General features: G+C 58.4%; 22 protein-coding genes. 11 read left to right on the forward strand and 11 right to left on the reverse strand.

Going from position 1 to position 21,438, the window contains the following annotated elements:
• Nucleotides 1–156: a hypothetical protein gene (locus FQB27_RS00260; protein ID WP_169558876.1), complete on the reverse strand. Its 156-nt coding sequence runs from the start codon at nt 154–156 to the stop codon at nt 1–3.
• Nucleotides 157–440: 284 nt separating this feature from the next.
• On the opposite strand from FQB27_RS00260, the gene ehuB reads away from it, so the two are divergent.
• The 11 genes from ehuB to FQB27_RS00315 all read left to right on the forward strand — a co-directional run bounded on the left by ehuB (nt 441) and on the right by FQB27_RS00315 (nt 11,975).
• Complete coding sequence (ehuB, locus tag FQB27_RS00265) at nt 441–1,304, forward strand: ectoine/hydroxyectoine ABC transporter substrate-binding protein EhuB (RefSeq protein WP_169558877.1); 864 nt, start codon at nt 441–443, stop codon at nt 1,302–1,304.
• A gap of 146 nt (nt 1,305–1,450) precedes the next feature.
• A complete protein-coding gene (gene ehuC, locus FQB27_RS00270; protein WP_348540519.1) occupies nt 1,451–2,101 on the forward strand; it encodes an ectoine/hydroxyectoine ABC transporter permease subunit EhuC in 651 nt (216 codons plus the stop codon).
• A gap of 3 nt (nt 2,102–2,104) precedes the next feature.
• Nucleotides 2,105–2,776, forward strand: a complete 672-nt coding sequence (gene ehuD / locus FQB27_RS00275; protein ID WP_169558878.1) for an ectoine/hydroxyectoine ABC transporter permease subunit EhuD — start codon at nt 2,105–2,107, stop codon at nt 2,774–2,776.
• A complete protein-coding gene (ehuA, locus tag FQB27_RS00280) occupies nt 2,776–3,570 on the forward strand; it encodes an ectoine/hydroxyectoine ABC transporter ATP-binding protein EhuA (protein ID WP_277345995.1) in 795 nt (264 codons plus the stop codon). The genes ehuD and ehuA overlap by 1 nt, the downstream gene beginning before the upstream one ends.
• Nucleotides 3,524–4,270, forward strand: a complete 747-nt coding sequence (locus tag FQB27_RS00285; RefSeq protein WP_206374130.1) for a GntR family transcriptional regulator — start codon at nt 3,524–3,526, stop codon at nt 4,268–4,270. The genes ehuA and FQB27_RS00285 overlap by 47 nt, the downstream gene beginning before the upstream one ends.
• A gap of 215 nt (nt 4,271–4,485) precedes the next feature.
• The gene (locus FQB27_RS00290) at nt 4,486–5,451 is read left to right on the forward strand and encodes a TAXI family TRAP transporter solute-binding subunit (protein ID WP_169558879.1); all 966 of its coding nucleotides are present in this window, start codon (nt 4,486–4,488) and stop codon (nt 5,449–5,451) included.
• Nucleotides 5,452–5,475: 24 nt separating this feature from the next.
• Nucleotides 5,476–7,242, forward strand: coding sequence for a TRAP transporter permease (locus tag FQB27_RS00295; RefSeq protein ID WP_169558880.1), 1,767 nt, complete (start codon nt 5,476–5,478; stop codon nt 7,240–7,242).
• A 51-nt stretch (nt 7,243–7,293) separates the two neighbouring features.
• Complete coding sequence (locus tag FQB27_RS00300; RefSeq protein ID WP_169558881.1) at nt 7,294–8,340, forward strand: phosphotransferase; 1,047 nt, start codon at nt 7,294–7,296, stop codon at nt 8,338–8,340.
• Between the two features lie 93 nt (nt 8,341–8,433).
• Nucleotides 8,434–9,171 carry a class I SAM-dependent methyltransferase gene (locus FQB27_RS00305; protein WP_169558882.1) on the forward strand — a complete coding sequence of 246 codons (738 nt, stop codon included), beginning with the start codon at nt 8,434–8,436 and terminating at the stop codon, nt 9,169–9,171.
• Nucleotides 9,172–9,356: 185 nt separating this feature from the next.
• A complete protein-coding gene (locus tag FQB27_RS00310; protein ID WP_169558883.1) occupies nt 9,357–9,785 on the forward strand; it encodes a YqaA family protein in 429 nt (142 codons plus the stop codon).
• Between the two features lie 123 nt (nt 9,786–9,908).
• The gene (locus FQB27_RS00315; protein ID WP_169558884.1) at nt 9,909–11,975 is read left to right on the forward strand and encodes a cache domain-containing protein; all 2,067 of its coding nucleotides are present in this window, start codon (nt 9,909–9,911) and stop codon (nt 11,973–11,975) included.
• Between the two features lie 59 nt (nt 11,976–12,034).
• On the opposite strand, the gene FQB27_RS00320 is transcribed toward FQB27_RS00315, so the two are convergent.
• The 10 genes from FQB27_RS00320 to FQB27_RS00365 all read right to left on the reverse strand — a co-directional run bounded on the left by FQB27_RS00320 (nt 12,035) and on the right by FQB27_RS00365 (nt 21,435).
• Nucleotides 12,035–13,003, reverse strand: a complete 969-nt coding sequence (locus tag FQB27_RS00320; RefSeq protein WP_169558885.1) for an NAD(P)H-dependent flavin oxidoreductase — start codon at nt 13,001–13,003, stop codon at nt 12,035–12,037.
• Between the two features lie 188 nt (nt 13,004–13,191).
• The gene (locus FQB27_RS00325; RefSeq protein ID WP_169558886.1) at nt 13,192–13,590 is read right to left on the reverse strand and encodes a RidA family protein; all 399 of its coding nucleotides are present in this window, start codon (nt 13,588–13,590) and stop codon (nt 13,192–13,194) included.
• Nucleotides 13,587–14,006 (reverse strand): acyl-CoA thioesterase, encoded by a 420-nt coding sequence (locus FQB27_RS00330; RefSeq protein WP_169558887.1) that lies wholly within the window; start codon nt 14,004–14,006, stop codon nt 13,587–13,589. The genes FQB27_RS00325 and FQB27_RS00330 overlap by 4 nt, the downstream gene beginning before the upstream one ends.
• Before the next feature lie 13 nt (nt 14,007–14,019).
• A complete protein-coding gene (locus FQB27_RS00335) occupies nt 14,020–14,706 on the reverse strand; it encodes an ABC transporter ATP-binding protein (RefSeq protein ID WP_169558888.1) in 687 nt (228 codons plus the stop codon).
• Nucleotides 14,703–15,467: an ABC transporter ATP-binding protein gene (locus tag FQB27_RS00340; RefSeq protein ID WP_169558889.1), complete on the reverse strand. Its 765-nt coding sequence runs from the start codon at nt 15,465–15,467 to the stop codon at nt 14,703–14,705. The genes FQB27_RS00335 and FQB27_RS00340 overlap by 4 nt, the downstream gene beginning before the upstream one ends.
• The gene (locus FQB27_RS00345) at nt 15,460–16,449 is read right to left on the reverse strand and encodes a branched-chain amino acid ABC transporter permease (protein WP_169558890.1); all 990 of its coding nucleotides are present in this window, start codon (nt 16,447–16,449) and stop codon (nt 15,460–15,462) included. The genes FQB27_RS00340 and FQB27_RS00345 overlap by 8 nt, the downstream gene beginning before the upstream one ends.
• Nucleotides 16,442–17,362: a branched-chain amino acid ABC transporter permease gene (locus tag FQB27_RS00350; RefSeq protein WP_169558891.1), complete on the reverse strand. Its 921-nt coding sequence runs from the start codon at nt 17,360–17,362 to the stop codon at nt 16,442–16,444. Before FQB27_RS00350 ends, FQB27_RS00345 begins: the two co-directional genes overlap by 8 nt.
• 73 nt (nt 17,363–17,435) lie before the next feature.
• A complete protein-coding gene (locus FQB27_RS00355) occupies nt 17,436–18,581 on the reverse strand; it encodes an ABC transporter substrate-binding protein (protein WP_169558892.1) in 1,146 nt (381 codons plus the stop codon).
• 84 nt (nt 18,582–18,665) lie between these two features.
• Nucleotides 18,666–20,285 carry an AMP-binding protein gene (locus tag FQB27_RS00360; protein ID WP_169558893.1) on the reverse strand — a complete coding sequence of 540 codons (1,620 nt, stop codon included), beginning with the start codon at nt 20,283–20,285 and terminating at the stop codon, nt 18,666–18,668.
• A 4-nt stretch (nt 20,286–20,289) separates the two neighbouring features.
• On the reverse strand, nt 20,290–21,435 hold the full coding sequence (locus FQB27_RS00365; protein WP_169558894.1) for an acyl-CoA dehydrogenase family protein: 1,146 nt from the start codon (nt 21,433–21,435) through the stop codon (nt 20,290–20,292).
• Between the last annotated feature and the right edge of the window lie 3 nt (nt 21,436–21,438).

Here is a 21,438-nt window from a genome sequence, read left to right on the forward strand (position 1 = left end):
TCAGAAAACAACAGATCGGAATCCGGGCGCGCTCTTGGCCCCGTTATTCAGGGACATGACCAGCAGGGAACGGCTCATGCGGTTGAATAGCGCCACTTCCTCGAAAGTATCATGGGCGGTAAAATTGCGGATATTCTTCTGGCTGTCACTAGACACGTCTTCTCTCCATCTTTTATTAGGAATATAAGTCCATCGAACCTATGTTGTGCACAACAGGTTGGATAATTCAAAAAATTTCCCTTATATTTCTGAAAAATACAATCTGTTTTTTGTTTAGTTGTATATAACAATTGAATTTCCATGATCCTTTTGTCATGCTGCCCCCTTCAAGTCGAAGAGCGACATGACCTGTTCTTCAGTATGGTGAAGGTTCAATATCAGGTTGAATGAGACCAAGATCAGCAAGGATGCTGACCCGATAAACACAGGGAGAAACACGCATGAAGAAATTTACCGAGTTTTCACGCCGCGCCGTGATGGGCCTTGCCGCTGCAGCGGCTGTCCTGTCCGCAACCTCCGTCGCCATGGCGGAAACAACTCTGGAAAAAATCAAGAAGCAGGGTTACATCCGGGTCGGCTTCGCCAATGAGGCACCCTATTCCTTTGCCACGGCTTCCGGCAAGCTGGCGGGCGAGTCCCCGACCGTGTTCACCCATGTCATGAAACAGCTGGGTGTGAACGAGGTGGACGGCGTCCTGACCGAATGGGGTTCCCTCATTCCGGGCCTGAAAGCAGGCCGCTTTGACGCCATTGTCGCATCCATGTATGTGACCCCGAAACGCTGCGCCCAGATCATCTTCGCCAACCCGACCTATGGCATCGGTGAAGCCTTCGTGGTCAAGAACGGCAACCCGGACGGCATCAACACCTACGCTGACGCAGTGGGCAAGGACAAGAAAATCGCCTTCATCGCCGGCACTGCCGAAGTGGAGCACGCCAAAATGGCTGGCATGTCCATGGAACAGCGGGTGATCGTCCCGGATTTCGCCTCTGCCGTTGCCGCCGTCAAGGCGGGCCGGGCCTCTGCTGCGGCCCTGACATCGCTGACCGCCAAGGATCTGGCCTCCAAGGATGACGGGATCGAGCGGGCCGCCCCGTTCACCTTCACCCATGAAGGCAAGAAATACAAAGGCGAAGGCTCCTTCGGCTTCCGCAAGGAAGACACTTCCCTTCGCGATGCGGTCAATGCGGAACTGAAGAAGTTCCTCGGCACACCGGAACATATCGCCATGATCAAGGAATACGGGTTCGACGAATCCAACCTTCCGGAAAAAACAGCCGCACAACATTGTGCCGGCGAATAACAGGTGCATGATGTCCCCCGGTCCCGCCCTGCGGTGCCGGGGGCATCGCCTTATGGTCATATAATATGGAACAGGTTCAATCCCGACTTGTCGTCGCCATTGTCCTCAGCTTTTTTCTGGGTCTGATGGTGGCAACATTTGCCGATGTGCGCGTTTTCCTGCCGGAACTCCTGAGAGGCGCCTGGATCACGATCCAGATCACCGCCGGCGGCATTGTCGTTGCCATTCTTGCCGCCCTGGCAGCCGCCATCGGAAAAATGTATGGCCCGCGCCCCGTCCGGTGGCTTGCCATCACCTATATCGAGATTTTTCGCGGAACCTCCGCACTGGTCCAGCTTTTCTGGCTGTTCTTCGTCCTGCCCTATTTCGGCGTGACACTGGAGCCGTTCACCGTCGGCATTGCGGCCCTCGGCCTGAATGTGGGGGCCTATGGCGCGGAAGTGATCCGCGGCGCCATCCAGTCCGTCGACCGGGGACAGTGGGAAGCCTCGCGGGCCCTGAACATGACCCGCATGCAGGCCTTGCGCCGCATCATCCTGCCGCAAGCCCTTGTTGCCATGATACCACCGTGGGGCAACCTGTTTATCGAATTGCTCAAGGCCACGGCCCTTGTCTCCATGATTTCACTGGGCGACCTTGCCTTCAAGGCACAGCAAATGAACCAGAACACCCTGAAAACCGTCGAGATTTTCTCGTTGGTGCTGCTGATCTATCTCGCCATCGCGCTGGTGATCACCAGCCTGATGCGGGCGCTTGAGCGCAAGGCCGCCAAGGGCCTGTCACGAGGAAGGGGGTAAGGAATGACATTCGAATGGGACTGGGCCTATACCCAAGAAATCCTGCCCATACTTGGCAAGGCATCCATTATCACCGTTCAGGCCACGGTCATCGGCTTTATTCTGGCGGCCCTGATCGGGCTTGTCTTTGCCCTGCTGCGCATGTCCACACTGGCCCCGGTGCGACTGGCAACCGGTGCCGTTGTCGAGTTTATCCGCTCCACCCCCCTGCTGATCCAGATATTCTTTGTCTATTTCGTCCTGCCCGAGTTTGGGGTGACGATGGACGCCATGACGGCGGGTATTCTGGCCCTTGGGCTGCATTATGGCAGCTACTGCTCCGAGGTGTATCGGGCCGGTCTTGACAATATCCCCAAAGGCCAGTGGGAGGCGGCAACCGCCCTGAACCTGTCCACCCTCACCACGTTCAAGGACATCATCATTCCGCAGGCCATTCCGCCGGTGGTGCCCGCCCTTGGCAACTATCTGGTGGCCCTGTTCAAGGAAACGCCCCTGCTTTCCGCCATCGCGGTTCTGGAACTGATGCAAACCGCCAAAATCCTTGGGTCGGAAAGCTTCCAATATACCGAGCCGATCACGCTGGTCGGCCTGTTCTTTCTCTTTTTCAGTCTTGTTTCAGCGGCGCTGGTCAGACAGGTGGAAGCCTGGCTGAAAACCCGCCACGGAGGAGCGTAATGTCCGCAGACCATCCATCCGCCGCGCCAATGGTGCGTTTTGAAAATGTGCGCAAGAGTTATGGACACCTGACCGTCCTTGACGACCTCAATCTGGATATCGCCCCCAACGAGAAGGTCGCCATCATCGGCCCTTCCGGGTCTGGAAAGACAACCGTGCTGCGCATGTTGATGACGCTGGAGGAAGTCAATGACGGCGTGATCTGGGTCGAGGGGGACCCGCTGACACACATGTATCGGGACGGCAAGCTGGTTCGCGCCAACAAGCGCCACATCCGGCAGGTCCGGTCCAAGATCGGCATGGTGTTCCAGCATTTCAACCTGTTCCCGCACATGTCAGCGGTCAAGAACTGCATGGAAGCCCCCATAACCGTTCTGGGCCTGAGCCGGGACGAGGCCTATGAGCGGTCCCGCGTCCTTCTGGACATGGTCGGGCTTGGCGACAAGCTGGATCATTATCCGGGGCAATTGTCCGGCGGCCAGAAACAACGGGTGGCCATTGCCCGGGCGCTGGCCATGCGGCCCAAGATCATGCTGTTCGACGAGGTGACATCGGCGCTGGACCCGGAACTGGTGGGAGAGGTCCTGAATGTGATCCGGGAACTGGGCGAGGCCCATGACCTGACCATGCTGATGGTGACCCACCAGATGGGATTTGCAAAAGAGTTTGCAGACCGGGTTTGCTTCTTTTACGCTGGCAAGATCGCAGAACAGGGAACCCCTGACGCTTTCTTTGGAAACCCGCAAAATGAACGAACACAGCAGTTTCTCAGCGCCGTTCTGGAGGCAGACTGACCCCAACGCCATGGACGACCCGAACAGTGACAAATCCAGTTCGCAGGAGCGGTTCCTCACTCTTTACACCACCATCCGGGAACGGATCGCACTGCTGGACTATCTGCCGGGTGCACGCCTGTCGGAAACAGAACTGGCCAGTGAATTCGGCATCAGCCGGACCCCGCTCCGCCGCGCCCTGAACCGGCTGGAAACGGAAGGTCTTGTGGAAAGCCGTCATGGGGTCGGCACGTTTGTCACCTCCCTGAATATGGAGGAACTCCGCGAGGTATACCGGCTGCGCAAGGAACTGGCCCCGCTAATCAGTATCCTGAGCCCGGTTTCCCCAAGCCCCGAGATGATCGCCCGCATCCGGTCGATACAAGCGGACTGCGCCAAGGTCAAACAGGCCTCAAGCCCGAAACAGGCCTTTGCCAAGCTGAATATCGCCTTTTTCCGGGTCCTCATGGAACTGGTCGGCAACCAGCCCCTGTACCAGATCATGGAATTGCTGTTCTACAGAACGGCCCGCATGTGGCCGGCCCTGACCAATGATGAAGAGAATGTCGCCGAAGCGGAAATCTTTGCCACCGAGATCGGGGACACGCTGCGCCTGCTGGAAGCCGGGGACGTGGATGCCGTGGCCCACATGCGCCGGGCCCATATCTCCCTCGCATTCGGGCGGCTGGAACGCTACCTGAACAAGGACAGTGCCGCCTGATCCTCCGGCTTGCCAGCAAAACGGCGATCGCCGCGACCGCAAAACACGCATGGGGAGCATCCTTCCCCCCCGCAAGGCAGAAAGCCTGTAAATTCATCTCCAAACACGCGCCCAAGCGGCTGTTCCGCTTGTAAAAAAGCAGGGAATAGGGAAATATACGGGCAATCAAGGGGACCGGGTTCGCCCGGAATTTGCGTCAAAGGAGAAACGTACCCATGGGCGTTACACTGCTGAAGAAACTGTCGATGGCCGCGCTGGCCGGTTCTGTCCTGTTTGCGGGCACCGCTGCGGCCGAAACACGGATCACCTATAAATCCGCGAAAACCGCCACATCCTACTACCAGATGGCCGTCCAGATCGCCGAGGCGGTCAAGACCGGTACGGATGGCAACATCATCATGACCGTTGAGGAAAGCCAGGGCTCTGTCCAGAACGTCATGGAAGCGGCTGTGCGTCCGGGCAACTATGTCTTTACCACCCCGCCTGCCCTCGCCCGTCTTGCCAAGGAAGGCAAAGGGATGTTCGAGGACAAGCAGAACCCGAAATTTGCCGATATCCGGGCCCTGTTCCCCATTCCATCCTTGAGCATGCATTTCGTGGTGCGCGCCGATGCCGGGATCAACAGCTTTGACGATCTTGCCGGCAAGACCATGCTGATCGGCAAGGGTTCCTTCGGGGCCCGCGAAGGCGCCAAATACCTGCAACTGTTCGGCCTTGAAGGCAAGGTCAAGCTGGCCGATGTGGAACTGTCCAATGCCGGTCCGGCCCTCAAGAACAAGCAGATCGACGGCTTTGTGACCTCCGGCTCGTTCCCGGCGCCGAACGTGATCGAGGCGGCTGCCGGGTCTGAGGTAAAAATCCTGTCCCTGAGCGATGAACAGATCGCAGCCACCAAACGCACCAAGCTGATCATTCCAAAAGGCACCTATGCCGGTGTGGACGAGGATATCAGCACCACTTCGCTGCCGGTGATTGCCTATACCACCACCAACATGGATGATGAAACCGCCTATACCCTGACCAAGACCTTCTGGGAACAGAAAGGCAAGATGGGCAGCGACAATCCGTGGTGGAACGGTGTGACAACAGACATGCTGAACAATATCACCGGTCAGATTCACCCCGGTGCCGTTCGCTATTACAAGGAAGCTGGCATCGCCCTTCCTGCATCCGCCGAATAACCCTCAACCTATTCGGAGTTGGTGATGTCCGTACCGGGTCGTGTTTTCTGGGTACTGCTCGGTGCGGCATCCATTTCCTTTCATCTGGGCCTGATTTTTTCAGGTCTGGTTCCCAACCTGCTGTCCCGCCCCCTGCATATGGCGCTGGCCCTGCCGTGGATTTTCCTGTTCGGCGCCACCGGCCGGTGGCAGATTGGCTCAGGCATCGCCCTGACCCTTTCGGGGCTGGCGGCCACCCTTTATGTGGCCTTCAATGCGGAAGCCCTTGGTAACCAGTACGGATTTCTGACCACGGACATCCAGTATGTTGTTGCCGCAACCCTGCTGATTGTCACACTGGAAATGGCCCGGCGGGCCATTGGCTGGCCGTTGCCACTGGTCGCGCTGCTGGCCCTTCTCTACGGGTTGTTCGGACAGCATATTCCGGGGGAGTTCGGCCATCCGGGTGTCCCCCTGCAAAGTTTCCTTGGCAACCAGACCATCGCTGAAGGGGGGCTTTGGGGCAGCCTGACGGGCGTGTCCGTTTCAATCGTGTCCATCTTCGTGATCATGGGGGCCGTCCTGAACGCGGGGGAAGCCGGGCAGGGTTTCATGAACCTGGCAACCGCCGCCGCCGGTCGCCTGAAAGGTGGTGCCGCCAAGGTTTCCACCTTGTCTTCGGCGCTTTTCGGCTCCATCTCCGGCTCGGCGTCGGCCAACGTGGCCTCAACCGGGGCCATTACACTTCCGGCCATGACCCGGCTTGGCTATCCCAAAACCCTTGCCGGGGCAGTGGAGGCGGTTGCCTCCTCCGGCGGGCAGATCATGCCGCCGCTCATGGGGGCCGGGGCCTTTGTCATGGTCGAACTGACCGGCATTCCCTATACCGGGATCATGAGCGCGGCGCTGCTGCCGGCGATCCTCTATTTCCTGACGGTCTGGGTTGGCATCAACGCCTTCTCGCGCCGCTTTGACCTTCGCGGCCTTCCGTCCGAACAGCAACCTTCAACCCGGGATGTGCTGATTACCTCCGGCTTTTTTGCGATCCCGTTCCTGATCCTGCTGGAGCGCATGTTCATCGGCGGCACCACACCGCAATATGCGGCCAGCACCGCCATTCTGGCGGCTTTTGTACTCCTGTTCATTGATGGCCGGTTGCGGTTCGACTGGCGGAAAACCCTGCTGCGTCTGGAACAGGTTTGCCTGTCCAGCGGCAAACAGATCGCCATGATCGGGTCCATCATCCTGTGTGCCTCCATCATCATCGGGGTTCTCAGCACCACGGGGCTCGGCATCAAGATCACCTCGCTGATCCTGTCCGGGTCGGGACAAATGCTGTGGCCGGCGCTGTTACTGACGGCCCTTGCCTGTCTGATCCTCGGGATGGAGGTTCCGACAACCGCAGCCTATGTGATCTGCATTTCCGTGGCGGGACCTGCCTTGCAGCAACTGGGCCTTGCCCCGCTGCAGGCCCATCTGTTCGTCTTCTGGTTTGCCCTGCTGTCCACCATCACGCCGCCCGTATGCGGCGCGGTCTTTATTGCGGCGGGCATGATCGGCGAAAACTGGCTGAAGGTCTCGCTCTATGCCATGGCGCTTGGTATCGGGCTTTACATCATCCCGCTGGCGCTGATTGCCAATCCGGCCCTGATCGGGCTGGATGCGGACCCGATGGCCGCGCTCATGGCCTTTGCCAAGATCGCGCTGTCCCTGTCGGCCATCTCGTTCGGGGTTATTGCCCCCTTGAACCCTCTGCTCAGGATCGGGCTGGTCCTGATCGGGTTTGGGGGAATTTTCCTGTTCACACTCTAGGCTTAACCCGTCACAATAGGCGGTACGCAAATCTGGATTCGGGTCTATTTCATGTCATCAGACACCCCCCATACGGCGGTCCGGCCCATCACGGACGCCCTTGCCCGCCACGAACAGGGACAAGGCGAGACACCGGCCCTGCCCCGGAACTTCACCATCCGCAAGACATGGCTTGCAAGTGAGGCCTATTTCCCGCGTCTGCTGTTGCAACTGATCGGGATCCGGCGCACCGACATTCCCGGCCTGCAACGCAAACACATGCTGGGCCTGCTTCTGGCGCGGCTTTTCAAGTCGGGTCAATACGGGGCGATTGCCTCGCGGGCGGACGCCTTGCAGATCAAGACCGATGGCACCCGCCTGCGGGCCTTCTTTACGGAAAGTGGGCCCGACGCGGCGGGAGAATGCCTCAAGATCGTTCGGAAAGACAGCAGCCTTGCCGAGCGCACCCGGAGCGAACTTGCCTTTCGCAAGCGGTTGTCCGCCCTTGGAACCATTACGGTCCCGGAAATTCACGCCATCCGGGAAGACGACGATTTTCTCTATGTCACCGAGCAGATGATCCAGGGCCACCGGTTCAGCAACCGCTATGACGCGCCGCTGTTCATCTCGCAAGGGATCGAGGAATTATGCAAGACCTATCAGGCGATCGGGACGCGGATGGAACCGCTGTCGGCGCATTATTCCCCGGACCTGCCGGACCGCATGAAGGCGGTGCTTGGCGAAACCAGGCTGCCCGAAGGGTTCATGGACCGGGTCACTCTTGCCTTTGAACGCAACCCGACCATCCTGATCGGCACCTGTCACAAGGACCTGCTGCCCTCCAACCTGTGTGTGGCGGACGGACGGCTCTATTTTCTCGACTGGGAACTGGTGTCGGACGGGCCGGTTCTGGATGATCTTTTGAAACTGCCGCTCAAGAACCGGCGCTCTCACGCAGCGGTTTCCGCCGTTTTCAAGGCCCTCAGAACCCATTTCCCGGAGGCCGAGAAATCCCTGCCGCTGCATTTCGCCGCCAGCATCGCCGAACGGATTGTCAAAAACCCGAAAAAGAGCGAGGAGCGCCTGAATTACTGGCGGTTCCACAAAAATGGGCATTAAACCACTCGCGCACCGAAACCGGCCCTTTTCTCCTTTGGTTTCACCATCAGATGATATAAAACCTCCCCGTCGGCATCGAAGACAGGAATTCAAATGACACATCAGTCCCGTAGCTGCCCCGTTTGCAGCAGTAACGAAACCCGTTTCTTTGTAGAAAAGAACGGCTATCCGTTCTCGAAATGCACAAGTTGCGATCTGGTTTTTATTGACCCGGAACTGCCTCCTGTCTCGCTGGAGCCGCTCTATAATGAACAAGGGGCGCCCGAGATCGGGGAACGTTACCCCTATGACAAGATCGAGCACCGCCGCAAGCGGGCCAAGGTTCGCGCCTTCCGCTTTGCCAAATATTTCAAGGGCAAGGATGCCGTCGATATTGGCTGCGGCGGCGGTTATATGGTCGACGCCATGCAGAATGCCGGGGCCAATGCCACCGGGATCGATCTGGACCCGGAAGCCATTGCCTTTGCCAAGGCCAACCACAACCCGCAGGCCACCTATTACTGCGAAACCATCGAGAATTTCCTGAAACGGGGCAAAACCTTCGATTTCGGGCATTCCTCACAGGTGATTGAGCATGTGGGCAACTTCAACGAATTTGTCGAGGGCTGGGCAGCCCTGGTCAAGCCGGGCGGATATTTCTTCCTGAAAACCCCGGACCGGAAACACTGGCTGAAAGGCGAGCATCCGGAAACATGGCCGAACCCGCCCCATTACACCCAGTATTTCAGCCGAAAAAACATCCGTATTTTGCTGGAAAAACACGGTTTTGAGGTCCAGAAGATCGGTTTCAACATCAAACCGACTATGGAAATCCTCGCCCGCCGTCGCTGATCCGCTCCGGCTCAGATCAATTCAGAAACGCCCGAACGGGCGCTTTTCAGGCTTACCTTAGCCCAAAAAAGCGATCCTTCGGGCGTTTTTCCGTTCTCAGGCACCCCGGAACCGCCGCAGAGACTGTTCTTCCCCCAAGCCATCCGGTATAGTCGCCGGACTTCTTAAAGCATCAGGCGGGCGCAGTGGGTTCCTATATCGGTTTGTTCAGCAGCGGGTTTCTGTCCGCCACCCTGCTTCCCGGCTCTTCCGAAGCGCTGCTCGCCAGTCTCCTGACCCTTGGCAAGGGCACGCCCCTTGCGCTGACACTGGTGGCAACGGTCGGCAATGTGCTGGGATCGATCCTCAATTTCATTCTGGGCGCATGGCTGATCCGGTTTCAGGACCGAAAATGGTTCCCCGCCTCCCCGCGTCATCTGGAAAAGGCCGGGCAGTGGTATCGTCGGTTCGGCGTCTGGTCCCTGCTGTTTTCATGGCTGCCTGTGATCGGCGACCCGCTGACCGTGTTTGCCGGTCTGACCCGTGTGCATTTTGGCCTGTTCTGCCTGCTGGTCGGGATCGGCAAACTGGTCCGATACAGCGTGATAACCGGGGTGACCCTGTCCATTTTATAGATTTGTGACATTTGCTCATCTTTTGCGATGAGTTAATTTCCTGTTAACCAAGCGCCACTTATTCTTTTGCAAAAAGCCTTCCTGCCGTGCGGGTTGGATATCTCTTTGCGCAACGAGACTACCATGTTTGAAAAATTACGGGTCAATGAGCGGATTATCGCTCTTACAGCCGCCCTTTTGCTGTCTTTTATCGTCATTTCAGGGTTTTTCGTGTTCGATATGAAAAACACCCTGATGGAGGATCGCAAGGAAAAAACCCGCAACGTGGTCGAAGTCGCCTATTCCGTGATCGCCCATTACGGGGCCCTCGCGGACCGCAAGGAACTGACCGAGGAAGAAGCAAAAGCCCGTGCCCTCAGCCAGTTGGAAGGCCTTCGCTATAACGAGAAGGACTACTTCTGGATTAATACGGAAGATGCCCATGTCCTGATGCATCCCTTCGTGAAGAAAATTGTCGGAACCGATGCGTCCAACCTGAAAGACCCGACCGGAAAGCGCCTGTTTGCGGAATTTGGCCGGATTGGCCGAAATGGCGGGGAAGGCTTTGTTGACTATCTTTGGCCAAAACCCGGCTTTGACAAACCGGTCGCCAAGATTTCCTACGTCAAGGGATATGCCCCGTGGGACTGGATCGTGGGGTCCGGGATTTATGTGGATGATGTGGAAAGCATCTTCATCACCCAGTTGAAACAGATCGGCCTGCAGTTGGGCATTGTCCTTGCCATCGCCATTGCCGCCAGCCTGATCATCGGGCGCAGCATCACCGTTCCCCTGTCCCACATGATCGGGACCGTTGGCAAACTGACGCAAGGGGATTTCTCCGGCAAGGTCCAGACCTGGAACAGCCGCAGTGAAATCGGGGTCCTGTCACAGGCCCTTGCCATCTGGAAACAGTCCGCCATTTCCGCCTTCCAGACCGAGGTGGCACTGGATAACTGCACCACCAGCGTCCTGCAACTGGATCGGGAGGGTCATGTCACCTATCTGAACGCTGCGGCACTTTCGTTGCTGGGGGAACTGGGATTGGAACAGGATCCGGACATGCTGAAAGGCAAAGACCTTTCCTTCATGATCCCGGACATTCGCACATTCGAGAACACGATCGCCCATCTTGAGGGCAGCCACACACAGGATCTGGACCTGAACGGACACGCCCTGACCTATACGGCGACCCCGGTCAGCAACGCCTTTGGCGAGCGTCTTGGAACCGTCCTTGAATGGGAAGACCGGACAGAACAGCTTTTGCAGGCGGCGGAACGCCGGGCGGCAGAACAGAAGCAACTGGCCGACGAAAAAGCCACAATGGAGGCCCAGAAGGCCCGGGCCGAGAAAACCAGCACGCTGCTGACGGATCATGTGATCGGCGCCATCCGCAATGTGGTCGATTCCACCAGTCGCATGAAAGAGGAAGCCACGACCATGACCGGCATTTCCGAGGATTCCAGCCGGAAAAGTCAGGTCGTCTCCTCCTCTTCACAGGAGGCCACCCATAATGTAGAGGCCGTTGCCGCCGCTGCCGAACAGATTTCCCGCTCCATTCAGGGCATCCAGACCGAGGTCACCAACGCCGCCGCCACCGCCCGAAACGCAGTCGGTGAGGCGCAAACCGCCTCCGGTGCGGTGCAAGGCCTGTCCGAGGCCTCCACCCAGATCGGGGCGGTGATCGATCTTATTCAGGATATTGCCGCACAGACCAACCTGCTGGCCCTGAACGCCACCATCGAGGCCGCCCGCGCCGGTGAGGCCGGTAAGGGGTTTGCCGTTGTGGCGACGGAAGTCAAGAATCTGGCCGACCAGACGGCCCGCGCCACCGGCGAAATCGCCAGTCAGATCAGCGGCATCCAGTCCGCGACCGGGGATGCGGTGAAGGCCATTGAACTGGTCACCGAAGCGGTTTCGAAAATCGATACCATTTCATCGGTGATTGCGGGTCGGGTGGACGAACAGTCACAGGCCACCAACGAGATTAGCCAGAACGCCCTGCTGGCCGCCAATGAAACGGCGACGGTCTCCGGGAATATCTCGGAAATTGCCGATGGCAGCTCGACCATCGGTCATGCGGCACGGGATGTTCTCCGGGCCAGTGATGATCTCAGTTCCATCGCCGGGAACCTGCAGGCGGTTATCGAGACCTATCTTCAGGAAATGAACGAGGAAGACAGGGCCGACAAACGCGCCCGGTCCGCCTGAACCCATCCCCGCAGACGACATTAAAAAAGGCGCCCGGTGTTTCGGGCGCCTTTTTCTGATCAGGATGCGAACCGCTTCAGGCGTTCCTCGATAATTCCGTCGGCTTCTGCCACGATGCGGCTGACCAGTTCGGCAACGGTCGGAACGTCGTGGATCAGACCGATACACATACCGGCGGACCAGACACCGGCATCCTCGTCGCCCTGTTCATAGACAAGACGGCCTTTCTGACCGCTGGCGATGGGGCCGATTTCCTGAATGGACTTGCCTTCGGCTTCCATTTCAACAACTTTCCGGGAAACGGCGTTGTTGAACATCCGGCTGGTGTTGCGCAGGGTCCGGAAGATGAGCGTGGTGTCCAGCTCGCTGGCCTCGACAATGCGCTGCTTGATCTTGTCATGGACCGGGGCCTCCTTGGTGGCCATGAACCGGGTGCCCATGTTGATGCCTTCCGCGCCCAGCGCCAAAGCCGCCGCCAGACCGCGACCATCGGCAAAGCCACCGGAAGCAACGATCGGAATATCCAGCTGATCGGCTGCACGCGGAATCAGGATCAGGCCGGGGGTGTCATCCTCACCCGGATGACCGGCACATTCGAACCCGTCAATACTGACACAATCGACGCCGTTTTTCTGGGCGCTGATCGCATGCCGAACGGAGGTACATTTGTGAATGACCTTCACGCCGGCGGCCTTCAGCTTGGGCATGTGTTCTTTCGGGTTGTTACCAGCGGTTTCGACGATTTTCACGCCGGATTCGATGATGGCATCCATATATTCCGCATACGGAACCGGCTTCAGGGTCGGCAGGATCGTGAAGTTGACAGCGAAAGGCTTGTCAGTCATTTCACGGGTCCGATCAATTTCCTTGGCCAAATCCTCAGGGGTCGGCTGGGTCAGGGCTGTAAGGCAGCCAAGGGCACCGGCATTGGCAACAGCGGAGACCAGTTCCGCCCGGCCAACCCATTGCATGCCCCCTTGAATGATCGGATGTTCGACCCCAAACATTTCGGTAAATCTTGTTTTCATTGTTATTGTCACCTTGGTTTGAACGAGATTTCCCCGAAAGGGTAATGCCTTTCGCTGCCAATGAAAAGGGTATGCAGCCCATTCCCCCTGAATTTCCTGCACGGACAAACAGGACAGCAGGGCAACCATAAAAAAACCTGCCAGAATTTTTCTGGCAGGTCATCATACATGGGACAATCCGGTCCGGATCAGGCCGGGACGACCGCTGTTGCCTCGATTTCAATCAGGGCGTCATCCTCCATCAGGGCCGCAACCTGCACCATGGCCATGGCCGGAAAATGCTTGCCCATCACCTTGCGATAGACTTCGCCCACCTCACGCTGCTTGGCCTTGTATTCGGCCTTGTCCACCACATACCAGACAAGGCGGACGATGTGTTCGGCACGGCCACCACCGGCCTCGACAATCTCCAGCACATTGCGAAGTGTCTGTTCCATCTGGCCGATAAAGTCATGGGTTTCAAACACCTGATCCGCATTCCAGCCGATCTGCCCCCCCACATAGAGTGTCCGGCCACTTGCCGCCACACCATTTGCATATCCGCGGGCCGGTTTCCAGCCCTCCGGATGAATGATCTCGATGCTCATAGCTCCCCTTTCATGAAAGATGTTGCATTCTGTCGAATGGCCACCGGCCAGGGCCGGGGCTTGCCATCCTGTTGCGCGATATGAACCAGCGTCAGGTCGGCGCTGAACCGTTCCTCAAGGCCGGATCGGGCCGTGACGGTCAAGGTCATGCTGCTGGTGCCGATTTTCACCACGTCCAGCGTCATTTCCAGCAAGTCCCCCAAGCGGCTGGGGGCGGAAAAGCGGGTGTGAATATCCACCGTCGGGACCGCATGTCCCTGTTCCATGTGAATGCGGGAGAACGGCGCCTGCAATCCCTCGTCAAACCAGGTTTCCACGGTGGCGTTGATCATCTCGAAATAGCGGGGATAAAAGACAATACCCGCCGGATCGCAATGCTGGAACATGACCTTCTGATGGGTCAGAAACTGGCTCATCCCTGTCCCTTTCCTAAACGCCCAGATACCGGTTCTCGATATCCGTGGTCAGTTCGGCAGGCGTACCCGTCCACACGGTTGTTCCCTTTTCAAGGATCACGCACCGATCCGCAACCGGCAGCAATTCCGACAGGGTCTTGTCCACAATCAGGATCGACTGCCCGGTCCGTTTCAAATCCCGGACCGCCGCCCAGATTTCCTGACGAATGACAGGGGCCAGCCCTTCGGTGGCTTCATCCAGAATGAGCAGCCGTGGATTGGTCATCAACGCCCGCCCCACGGCCAGCATCTGCTGTTCGCCGCCGGACAGGGTATTGGCATATTGATCAAAGCGTTCCTTGAGGCGCGGGAACAGGTTGTTGATGCGCTCCAGCGTCCAGTCACCGGGGCGCGCTGCCGCAATCAGGTTCTCATATACTGTCAGGTTGGGAAAACAGCGCCGACCCTCCGGCACCAGTCCGACCCCCAGCCGGGCAATCCTGTGCGAGGGGAGCGGCCCCACATCCTGTCCCAGAAACTCAATGGACCCGGCCCCGTATTTCACCAGCCCGCAGATGGAGGAAATGGTGGTTGTCTTTCCCATGCCGTTCCGGCCCATCAGGGCGACAACTTCCCCTTCGTTCACATCAAGATCCACGCCAAACAGGGCCTGCGATGGTCCGTAAAAGGTTTCAAGGCCGCGCACGGTCAGAAAACTCATGATGTTTCCTCCCCAAGATAGGCTTCCCGGACAATCCTGTTGCCGCGAATTTCATCCACCGTTCCGGTGGCAACCACCCGGCCATACACCAACACGGAAATCCGGTCAGCAAGGGCAAAAACCGCGTCCATGTCATGCTCCACCAGCAAAATGGGCGCCTGATCGCGCAAGCCCCCCAGAAAACCGGTCAGGGTCTTTGATCCCTCCGGCCCCATTCCGGCCATGGGCTCATCCAGCAGGAACGCCTTGGGCTTCAGGGCCAGCGCCAAGGCAATTTCCAGTTGCCGCCGCTCGCCGTGGGACAGTTCCGCCGCCGGAATATGGGCGCGATCCTGAAGGCCGACCTTTTCCAGCATCTTCATGGCCCCGTCCACCAGATCACGGTCCTTCATCACCGGCTTGAAAAACCGGAAGCTGGACCCGGACTTGGCCTGAACGGCCAGCATCACATTGCGCAAGGCCGAGAATTCCAGCGCCAAGGACGACACCTGAAAGGTCCGGCCCAACCCCAACTGGGCCCGGTCGGCAACACCCAGCCCTGCAAGGTCCTGCCCCAAAAAGCGGATCGTGCCGCTGTCGGGCGGATATTCACCGGAAATCTGCCGGATCAGGGTGGATTTCCCCGCCCCGTTCGGCCCGATCAGGGCATGAATTTCACCGGGATACAGGGTCAGGTTGACCCCGTCCGTCGCCTTGAGGGCCCCAAAAGATTTGTAAAGTTCGCTGATTTCAAGAACCGGTTGCGTCGCCTGATCAGTCATGCTTTTCCTTTCCGGCCAGAAACCCGATCACGCCGCCGCGGGCATAAAGGACAACCCCCAACAGAACCAGCCCCAGATAGAACATCCAGTATTCACTGATGCCGCCAAAAACGGATTCGATCAGGATAAACAGCGCCGCCCCGACCACAGGGCCAAACAGCCGACCGACCCCGCCCAGAATGACAAAGACCATGATTTCGCCTGACATGTGCCAGGCCAGCATGTCCGGGCTGACAAAACGGTTGAGGTCCGCAAACAGGGCCCCTGACAGGGCCGTAATCATGGCCGAGATCACAAAGGTGGTCAGGCGAATGCCAAACGGATGAATACCCACCGTGGCCAGCCGCTCGTCATTTTGCCGCGCCGCCTGCAACGCTGCCCCGAACCGGGAATTCTTGATCATGGAACTGAACAGGATCACCAGCATCAACAGCACGAAGGCAATCATGAAGAAGCTGATCGGGTCCATGGTATTGACCCCCGGCAGCACGTTTCGAACATAGATGCTAAGACCATCCTCACCCCCATAGGCGGGCCAGGAAATGGCGAAGTAATAGATCATCTGCGCAAAGGCGAGGGTGATCATGATGAAATAGACACCACTGGTGCGAAGGCTGAAAAACCCGATCAACAGGGCCGCCAGACCGCTGACCAGCAGGGCCACAAACCAGATGACCAGCATCTGTGTGGTGCCGTTCAGCTCGAACGGGCTACTGAGGATCGGCTCGTAATTCAGGGCATGGCTGGCCAGAATACCGGCCGCATAGCCGCCCAGCCCGAAAAAGGCCGCATGACCAAAGGACACCAACCCGCCAAGCCCGAGGGCCAAATTCAAGCCCACCCCGGCAATGGCCAGAATGGCAACCCGCGTTGCCAATGTGATATAGAACGGCTCGTCCAGTGCGGTGGCCACAAACGGCGCCGCCAGCAACGCCAGCGCCAGAACACAGTTCAGCCCGTTTTCTTTGGATAATCTAACCATTTGCAGGGAACAGCCCTTTCGGTTTCACGACAAGCACAAGGGCCATCAGGATATAGATCGACATGGAGGCCAGCGCCGACCCGATGGACGTGGCCTGCGCATTGTCCATGAAAAGCTGGAAAAACTGGGGCAGCAGAAACCGGCCGAGCGTATCCACCACGCCGACCAGAACCGCCCCCACAAGCGCCCCCTTGATGGACCCGATCCCGCCAATCACAATCACCACAAAGGCGAGGATCAGAACCGGTTCGCCCATCCCGACCTGAACGGACTGGATTGCCCCGACAAGCGCGCCCGCAAGGCCCGCAAGAGCCGCCCCAAGGGCAAACACGATGGTATACAGCAGGCGGATATCAATCCCGAGGGCGGCAATCATGGCCCGGTCGGATTCCCCGGCCCGGATGCGAATGCCAAGCCGTGTCCTTGAAATCAGCAAATAAAGGCCAAACGCCACCAGCGCCCCCACCACAATGATGGCAAAACGATAGAGCGGATATTGCAGCCCACCCGGCAGGCTGATGGGCCCCGCCAGCATGTCCGGCACATTCAGGAACAGCGGGAAGGAGCCGAACAGATACCGGGTTCCTTCCGAGAAAATGAGAATAAGGGCAAATGTCGCCAGAACCTGATCCAGATGGTCCCGATTATACAACCGCCGGATCACGGTCACTTCCACCAGCGCCCCGGCCGCCGCCGATGCCGCCAGACTGGCAACAACCCCCAGCCAGAAAGACCCGGTATAGCTGGCAACGGCTGCACAGGCAAAGGCCCCGACCATGTACAGAGACCCATGGGCAAGGTTGATCAGGCCCATAACCCCGAACACAAGGGTCAGGCCCGCCGCCATCAGGAACAGCATCACCCCGAACTGCAGCCCGTTCAGCAGTTGTTCTATAATCAGCGCTGACGTCATACTTTCACGCTCGTTCTAGTCAGAAAAGATGCCGGGACGCCATAGGACGGCGTCCCGGCACGAAAAGGCAGGATTACATCTTGCATTCGTCAGCGTAGGCATCCTGATGGTTTTCAAGGGCCAGACTGTCGATCTTGTTGGTATAGATATCCCCTTCCTTGATCACTTCACGAACATAGATGTTCTGGATCGGGTGGTTGTTCTTGTTGAACTTGAACGCACCACGCGGGGACTGGATATCCGCCTCTTTCAGGGCCGCCCGGAAGGCTTCCTTGTCATTGACGTCGGCCTTGCTCATGGCGGACAGGATCAGGTTTGCCGCATCGAACCCCTGCACCGCATAAAGGGAAGGCAGACGGCCAAATTCAGCCTGGAAGCTTTCAACAAATTCCTTGTTGCCCGGCACATCCAGATCCTTGGACCAGTGAGAAGAGTTCTTCACGCCCACAGCGTTCTGGCCAACAGCCTGAAGAATGCCCTGATCAAACGAGAAGGCAGGACCCATCACCGGCTTGAAAACACCAGACTGGGCATATTGCTTCATGAAGGCGATGCCCATGCCACCCGGCAGGAAGACAAACACACTGTCTGCACCGGAGGCCCGGATCTGGGCAATTTCAGCGGCGTAATCGGTCTGGCCCAGCTTGGTATAAACCTCGCCTGCCAGTTCACCCTTGTAGAACCGCTTGAAACCGGTCAGGGAGTCTTTACCCGCCGGATAGTTGGGAGCCATGATAAAGGTTTTCTGGTACCCGGCCTTGGTGGCGTAGGCGCCCATGCCTTCATGCAGGTTGTCGTTCTGGTAGGCCGCGTTGAAATAGTTGGCGTTACAGCCCTTGCCGGCCAACTGGGACGGACCCGCGTTCGGGGAAATGTAGAATTTGCCCTGTGACACGGTGCTGGGGATCACGGCCATGGCCAGATTGGACCAGATGATCCCGGTCAGGATATCGACCTTTTCGCTCTGGATCATCTTGTCGGCAATCTGGACGGCCAGCGCCGGCTTGCGCGCATCATCCTCGATCACAACTTCCAGATCCTTATTCCCGGATTGCTTGACCGCCAGCATGAAGCCGTCCCGCACATCCACACCCAAACCGGCCCCGCCGCCGGACAGGGTGGTGATCATTCCAACCTTCACCGGTTCCGCCGCAGCGGTCCCCGCAAGACACATGGACAGACCGACAAGGCCCGCCTTCAAAATACCCGTTTTCTTCATCTAACATCTCCCATCTGATTATGACTGAACCGTTTTCCCAACGGCTTTAAAGAGGGCAACAGCAACAATCCGTCCAGAGTGCAGTCACGCCTGCCCTTCGCGCAACCGAAATCTTTGTATTTTACCCGTTTGCGTTTTTGGCAATTCACCCACAAAGCGAACCGAACGCGGATACTTGAACGGGGCCAGTGACGCCTTCACATGATCCTGCAGGACCTTGATCTGGGCCGCATCCCCGTCATGCCCCGCATTCAGGACAATATGGGCCTCGACAATCTGGCCGCGTTCCTCGTCCGGGACACCGATCACCGCACATTCGGCAACCGCCTCGTGGGCAAGCAGGGCGGCCTCCACTTCGGGACCGGCGATGTTATAACCGGATGAAACGATCATGTCATCGGACCGGGCGGCAAAATGATAATAACCGTCCGCATCCCGGATAAAACTGTCCCCGGTCAGGTTCCACCCGTCCCGCACATAGTTCCGCTGCCTACCGTCGGCCAGATACCGGCACCCGGTTGGCCCGCGCACCGCAAGGCGTCCCACCTCCCCGTCCGGGACATCCTCCATCCTGTCATTGACGATCCGGGCTTCGTAGCCCCGCACCGGTTTGCCGGTACAGGCGGGCCGGGAATCCCCGAACCGGTTGGAAATGAAGATATGCAGCATTTCCGTGGCCCCGATCCCATCCAGCATGGGCTTGCCGGTTTTCTCCAGCCATTCCTCGTAGACCGGCGCCGGCAGGGTTTCCCCGGCCGATACCGCCGCCCGAAGCGATGACAGGTCGGCCCCCTCCTCCATGGCTTTCATCATCACCCGATAGGCGGTGGGCGCCGTGAAGCAGATGGTCGCCTTATAGGTCTCAATGATATGGATCATGTCCGGCGGAGCCGCCTTTTCCAGCAGGGTGGCCGCCGCCCCGAACCGCAGCGGGAAAATGGCAAGGCCACCAAGACCAAAGGTAAAGGCCAGCGGCGGCGAGCCGACAAAGATATCCTCGGGCGTGACCCCCAGAACCTCGCGGGCGTAACCATCGGCAATGATCAGAAGATCCCGGTGGAAATGCATGGTCGCCTTTGGCTCGCCGGTGGTGCCGGACGTAAAGCCCAGCAGCGCCACATCATCCCGGCCCGTCCGCACCGCATCAAAACGGACCGGCTTGTTCAGGGCAATACGGTCCAGTTCCGCATCAAAATTGGCCGTACCGTCAAAGCCGACCACTTTTTTCAGGAACCGGCTGCCTTCCAGACAGGGTTCCAGATCTTCCAGAAGGCGGGTATCACACAGGGCCAGCCCGATTTCCGCCTTGTCGATGATCTTGGCCAGTTCCCCGGTGCGCAGCATGGGCATGGTATTCACAACCACCGCCCCGGCCTTTGTCGCCGCCAGCCAGCAGGCCACCATGGCCGGATTGTTGGCAGAGCGGATCAGCACCCGGTTGCCGGGCTGTATTCCGTAATCCTCGACCAGCGCATGGGCCAGCCGGTTGGTCCAGTCGGACAGTTCCTTATAGGTCCTGCGGCGGCCGTTCCCAATCAGCGCCGTATGATCCCCATATCCCCGCTCGACCATGCGGTCCGTCAATTCGACCGCGGCATTGATGTATTCCGGATAATCAAACATGTCATGATTGATTTCCGGCCATTGCTCGATCGGGGGGAGGTTATCCCTTGCAAATGTATCGATATGAGCGGTTGGTCCCATCCTGTTATCTCCCCATTGTCTGTCGGGCAATCACCACCTTCTGTACGTCAGACGCCCCCTCATAAATCCGCAGCGCCCGTATCTCCCGGTACAGGCCTTCCACCACAGATCCCTGCCGGACCCCGTCGCCGCCGTGAATTTGCACGGCCTTGTCGATCACCTCCTGTGCCCGATCCGTGGCATAGAGTTTCGCCATGGCCGCCTCGCGGGTGACACGGGGGGCCCCGCTGTCCTTGGTCCACGCCGCCCGGTACACCAGCAGCGCCGCCGCATCCACGTCCAGCGCCATATCCGCCACATGCCCCTGCACCATCTGCAGGTCAAACAAAGGCGCGCCAAACAGGGACCGATCCTGTACACGGGCCACCGTTTCATCCAGTGCCCGGCGGGCAAAGCCCAGCGCCGCCGCCCCGACCGTGGCCCGGAACACATCCAGAACCGACATGGCAATCCGAAAGCCCTGCCCGGCCTCGCCGATCAGGCTGGATGCCGGAATGCGGACATTCTCGAACGACAGGGTCGCCAGTGGATGGGGCGCGATTACATGCAGCCGTTCCTTGATGGAAAAACCGGGCAGGTCCGCCGGCACCACAAAAGCGGAAATGCCCTTCGCGCCCGGCGCTTCACCGGTGCGGGCAAAAACGCAGTAAACATCGGCAATACCGCCGTTGGAAATCCATGTTTTCTCGCCGTTCAGAATAAATTCATCCCCGTCGCGAACCGCCGTCATGTCCATATTGGCCACGTCCGATCCCGATTTCGGCTCACTCAGCGCAAAAGCGGACAGGGCCTTGCCCTCTCGCGTTTTCCGCAGCCAATTCCGCTGCTCTTCCGTTCCGAACAGGCTGATCGCGCCAGTGCCAAGTCCCTGCATGGCAAAGGCAAAATCCGCCAGTCCGTCATGCCGGGCCAGTGTTTCCCTTAAAATGCATAAGGACCGCACATCCAGAACCCCCGGATTGTCCGGATCGATCGCCGAATGACGCAGCCAGCCGGCCTCTCCCAACCGGGCAACAAGGGTTTTACAAGCCTGGTCCACATCGCTGTGATCCACGGGCAGGTTCTGCTGGCACCAATTTTCCAGCTTTTCCGCCAGGTCCCGGTGGCGATCCTCGAAAAAGGGCCAGTGAAGAAAACTTTTATCCGCCATGTG

This window comes from Sneathiella chinensis (assembly GCF_012720115.1).
Lineage (GTDB): Bacteria > Pseudomonadota > Alphaproteobacteria > Sneathiellales > Sneathiellaceae > Sneathiella > Sneathiella chinensis.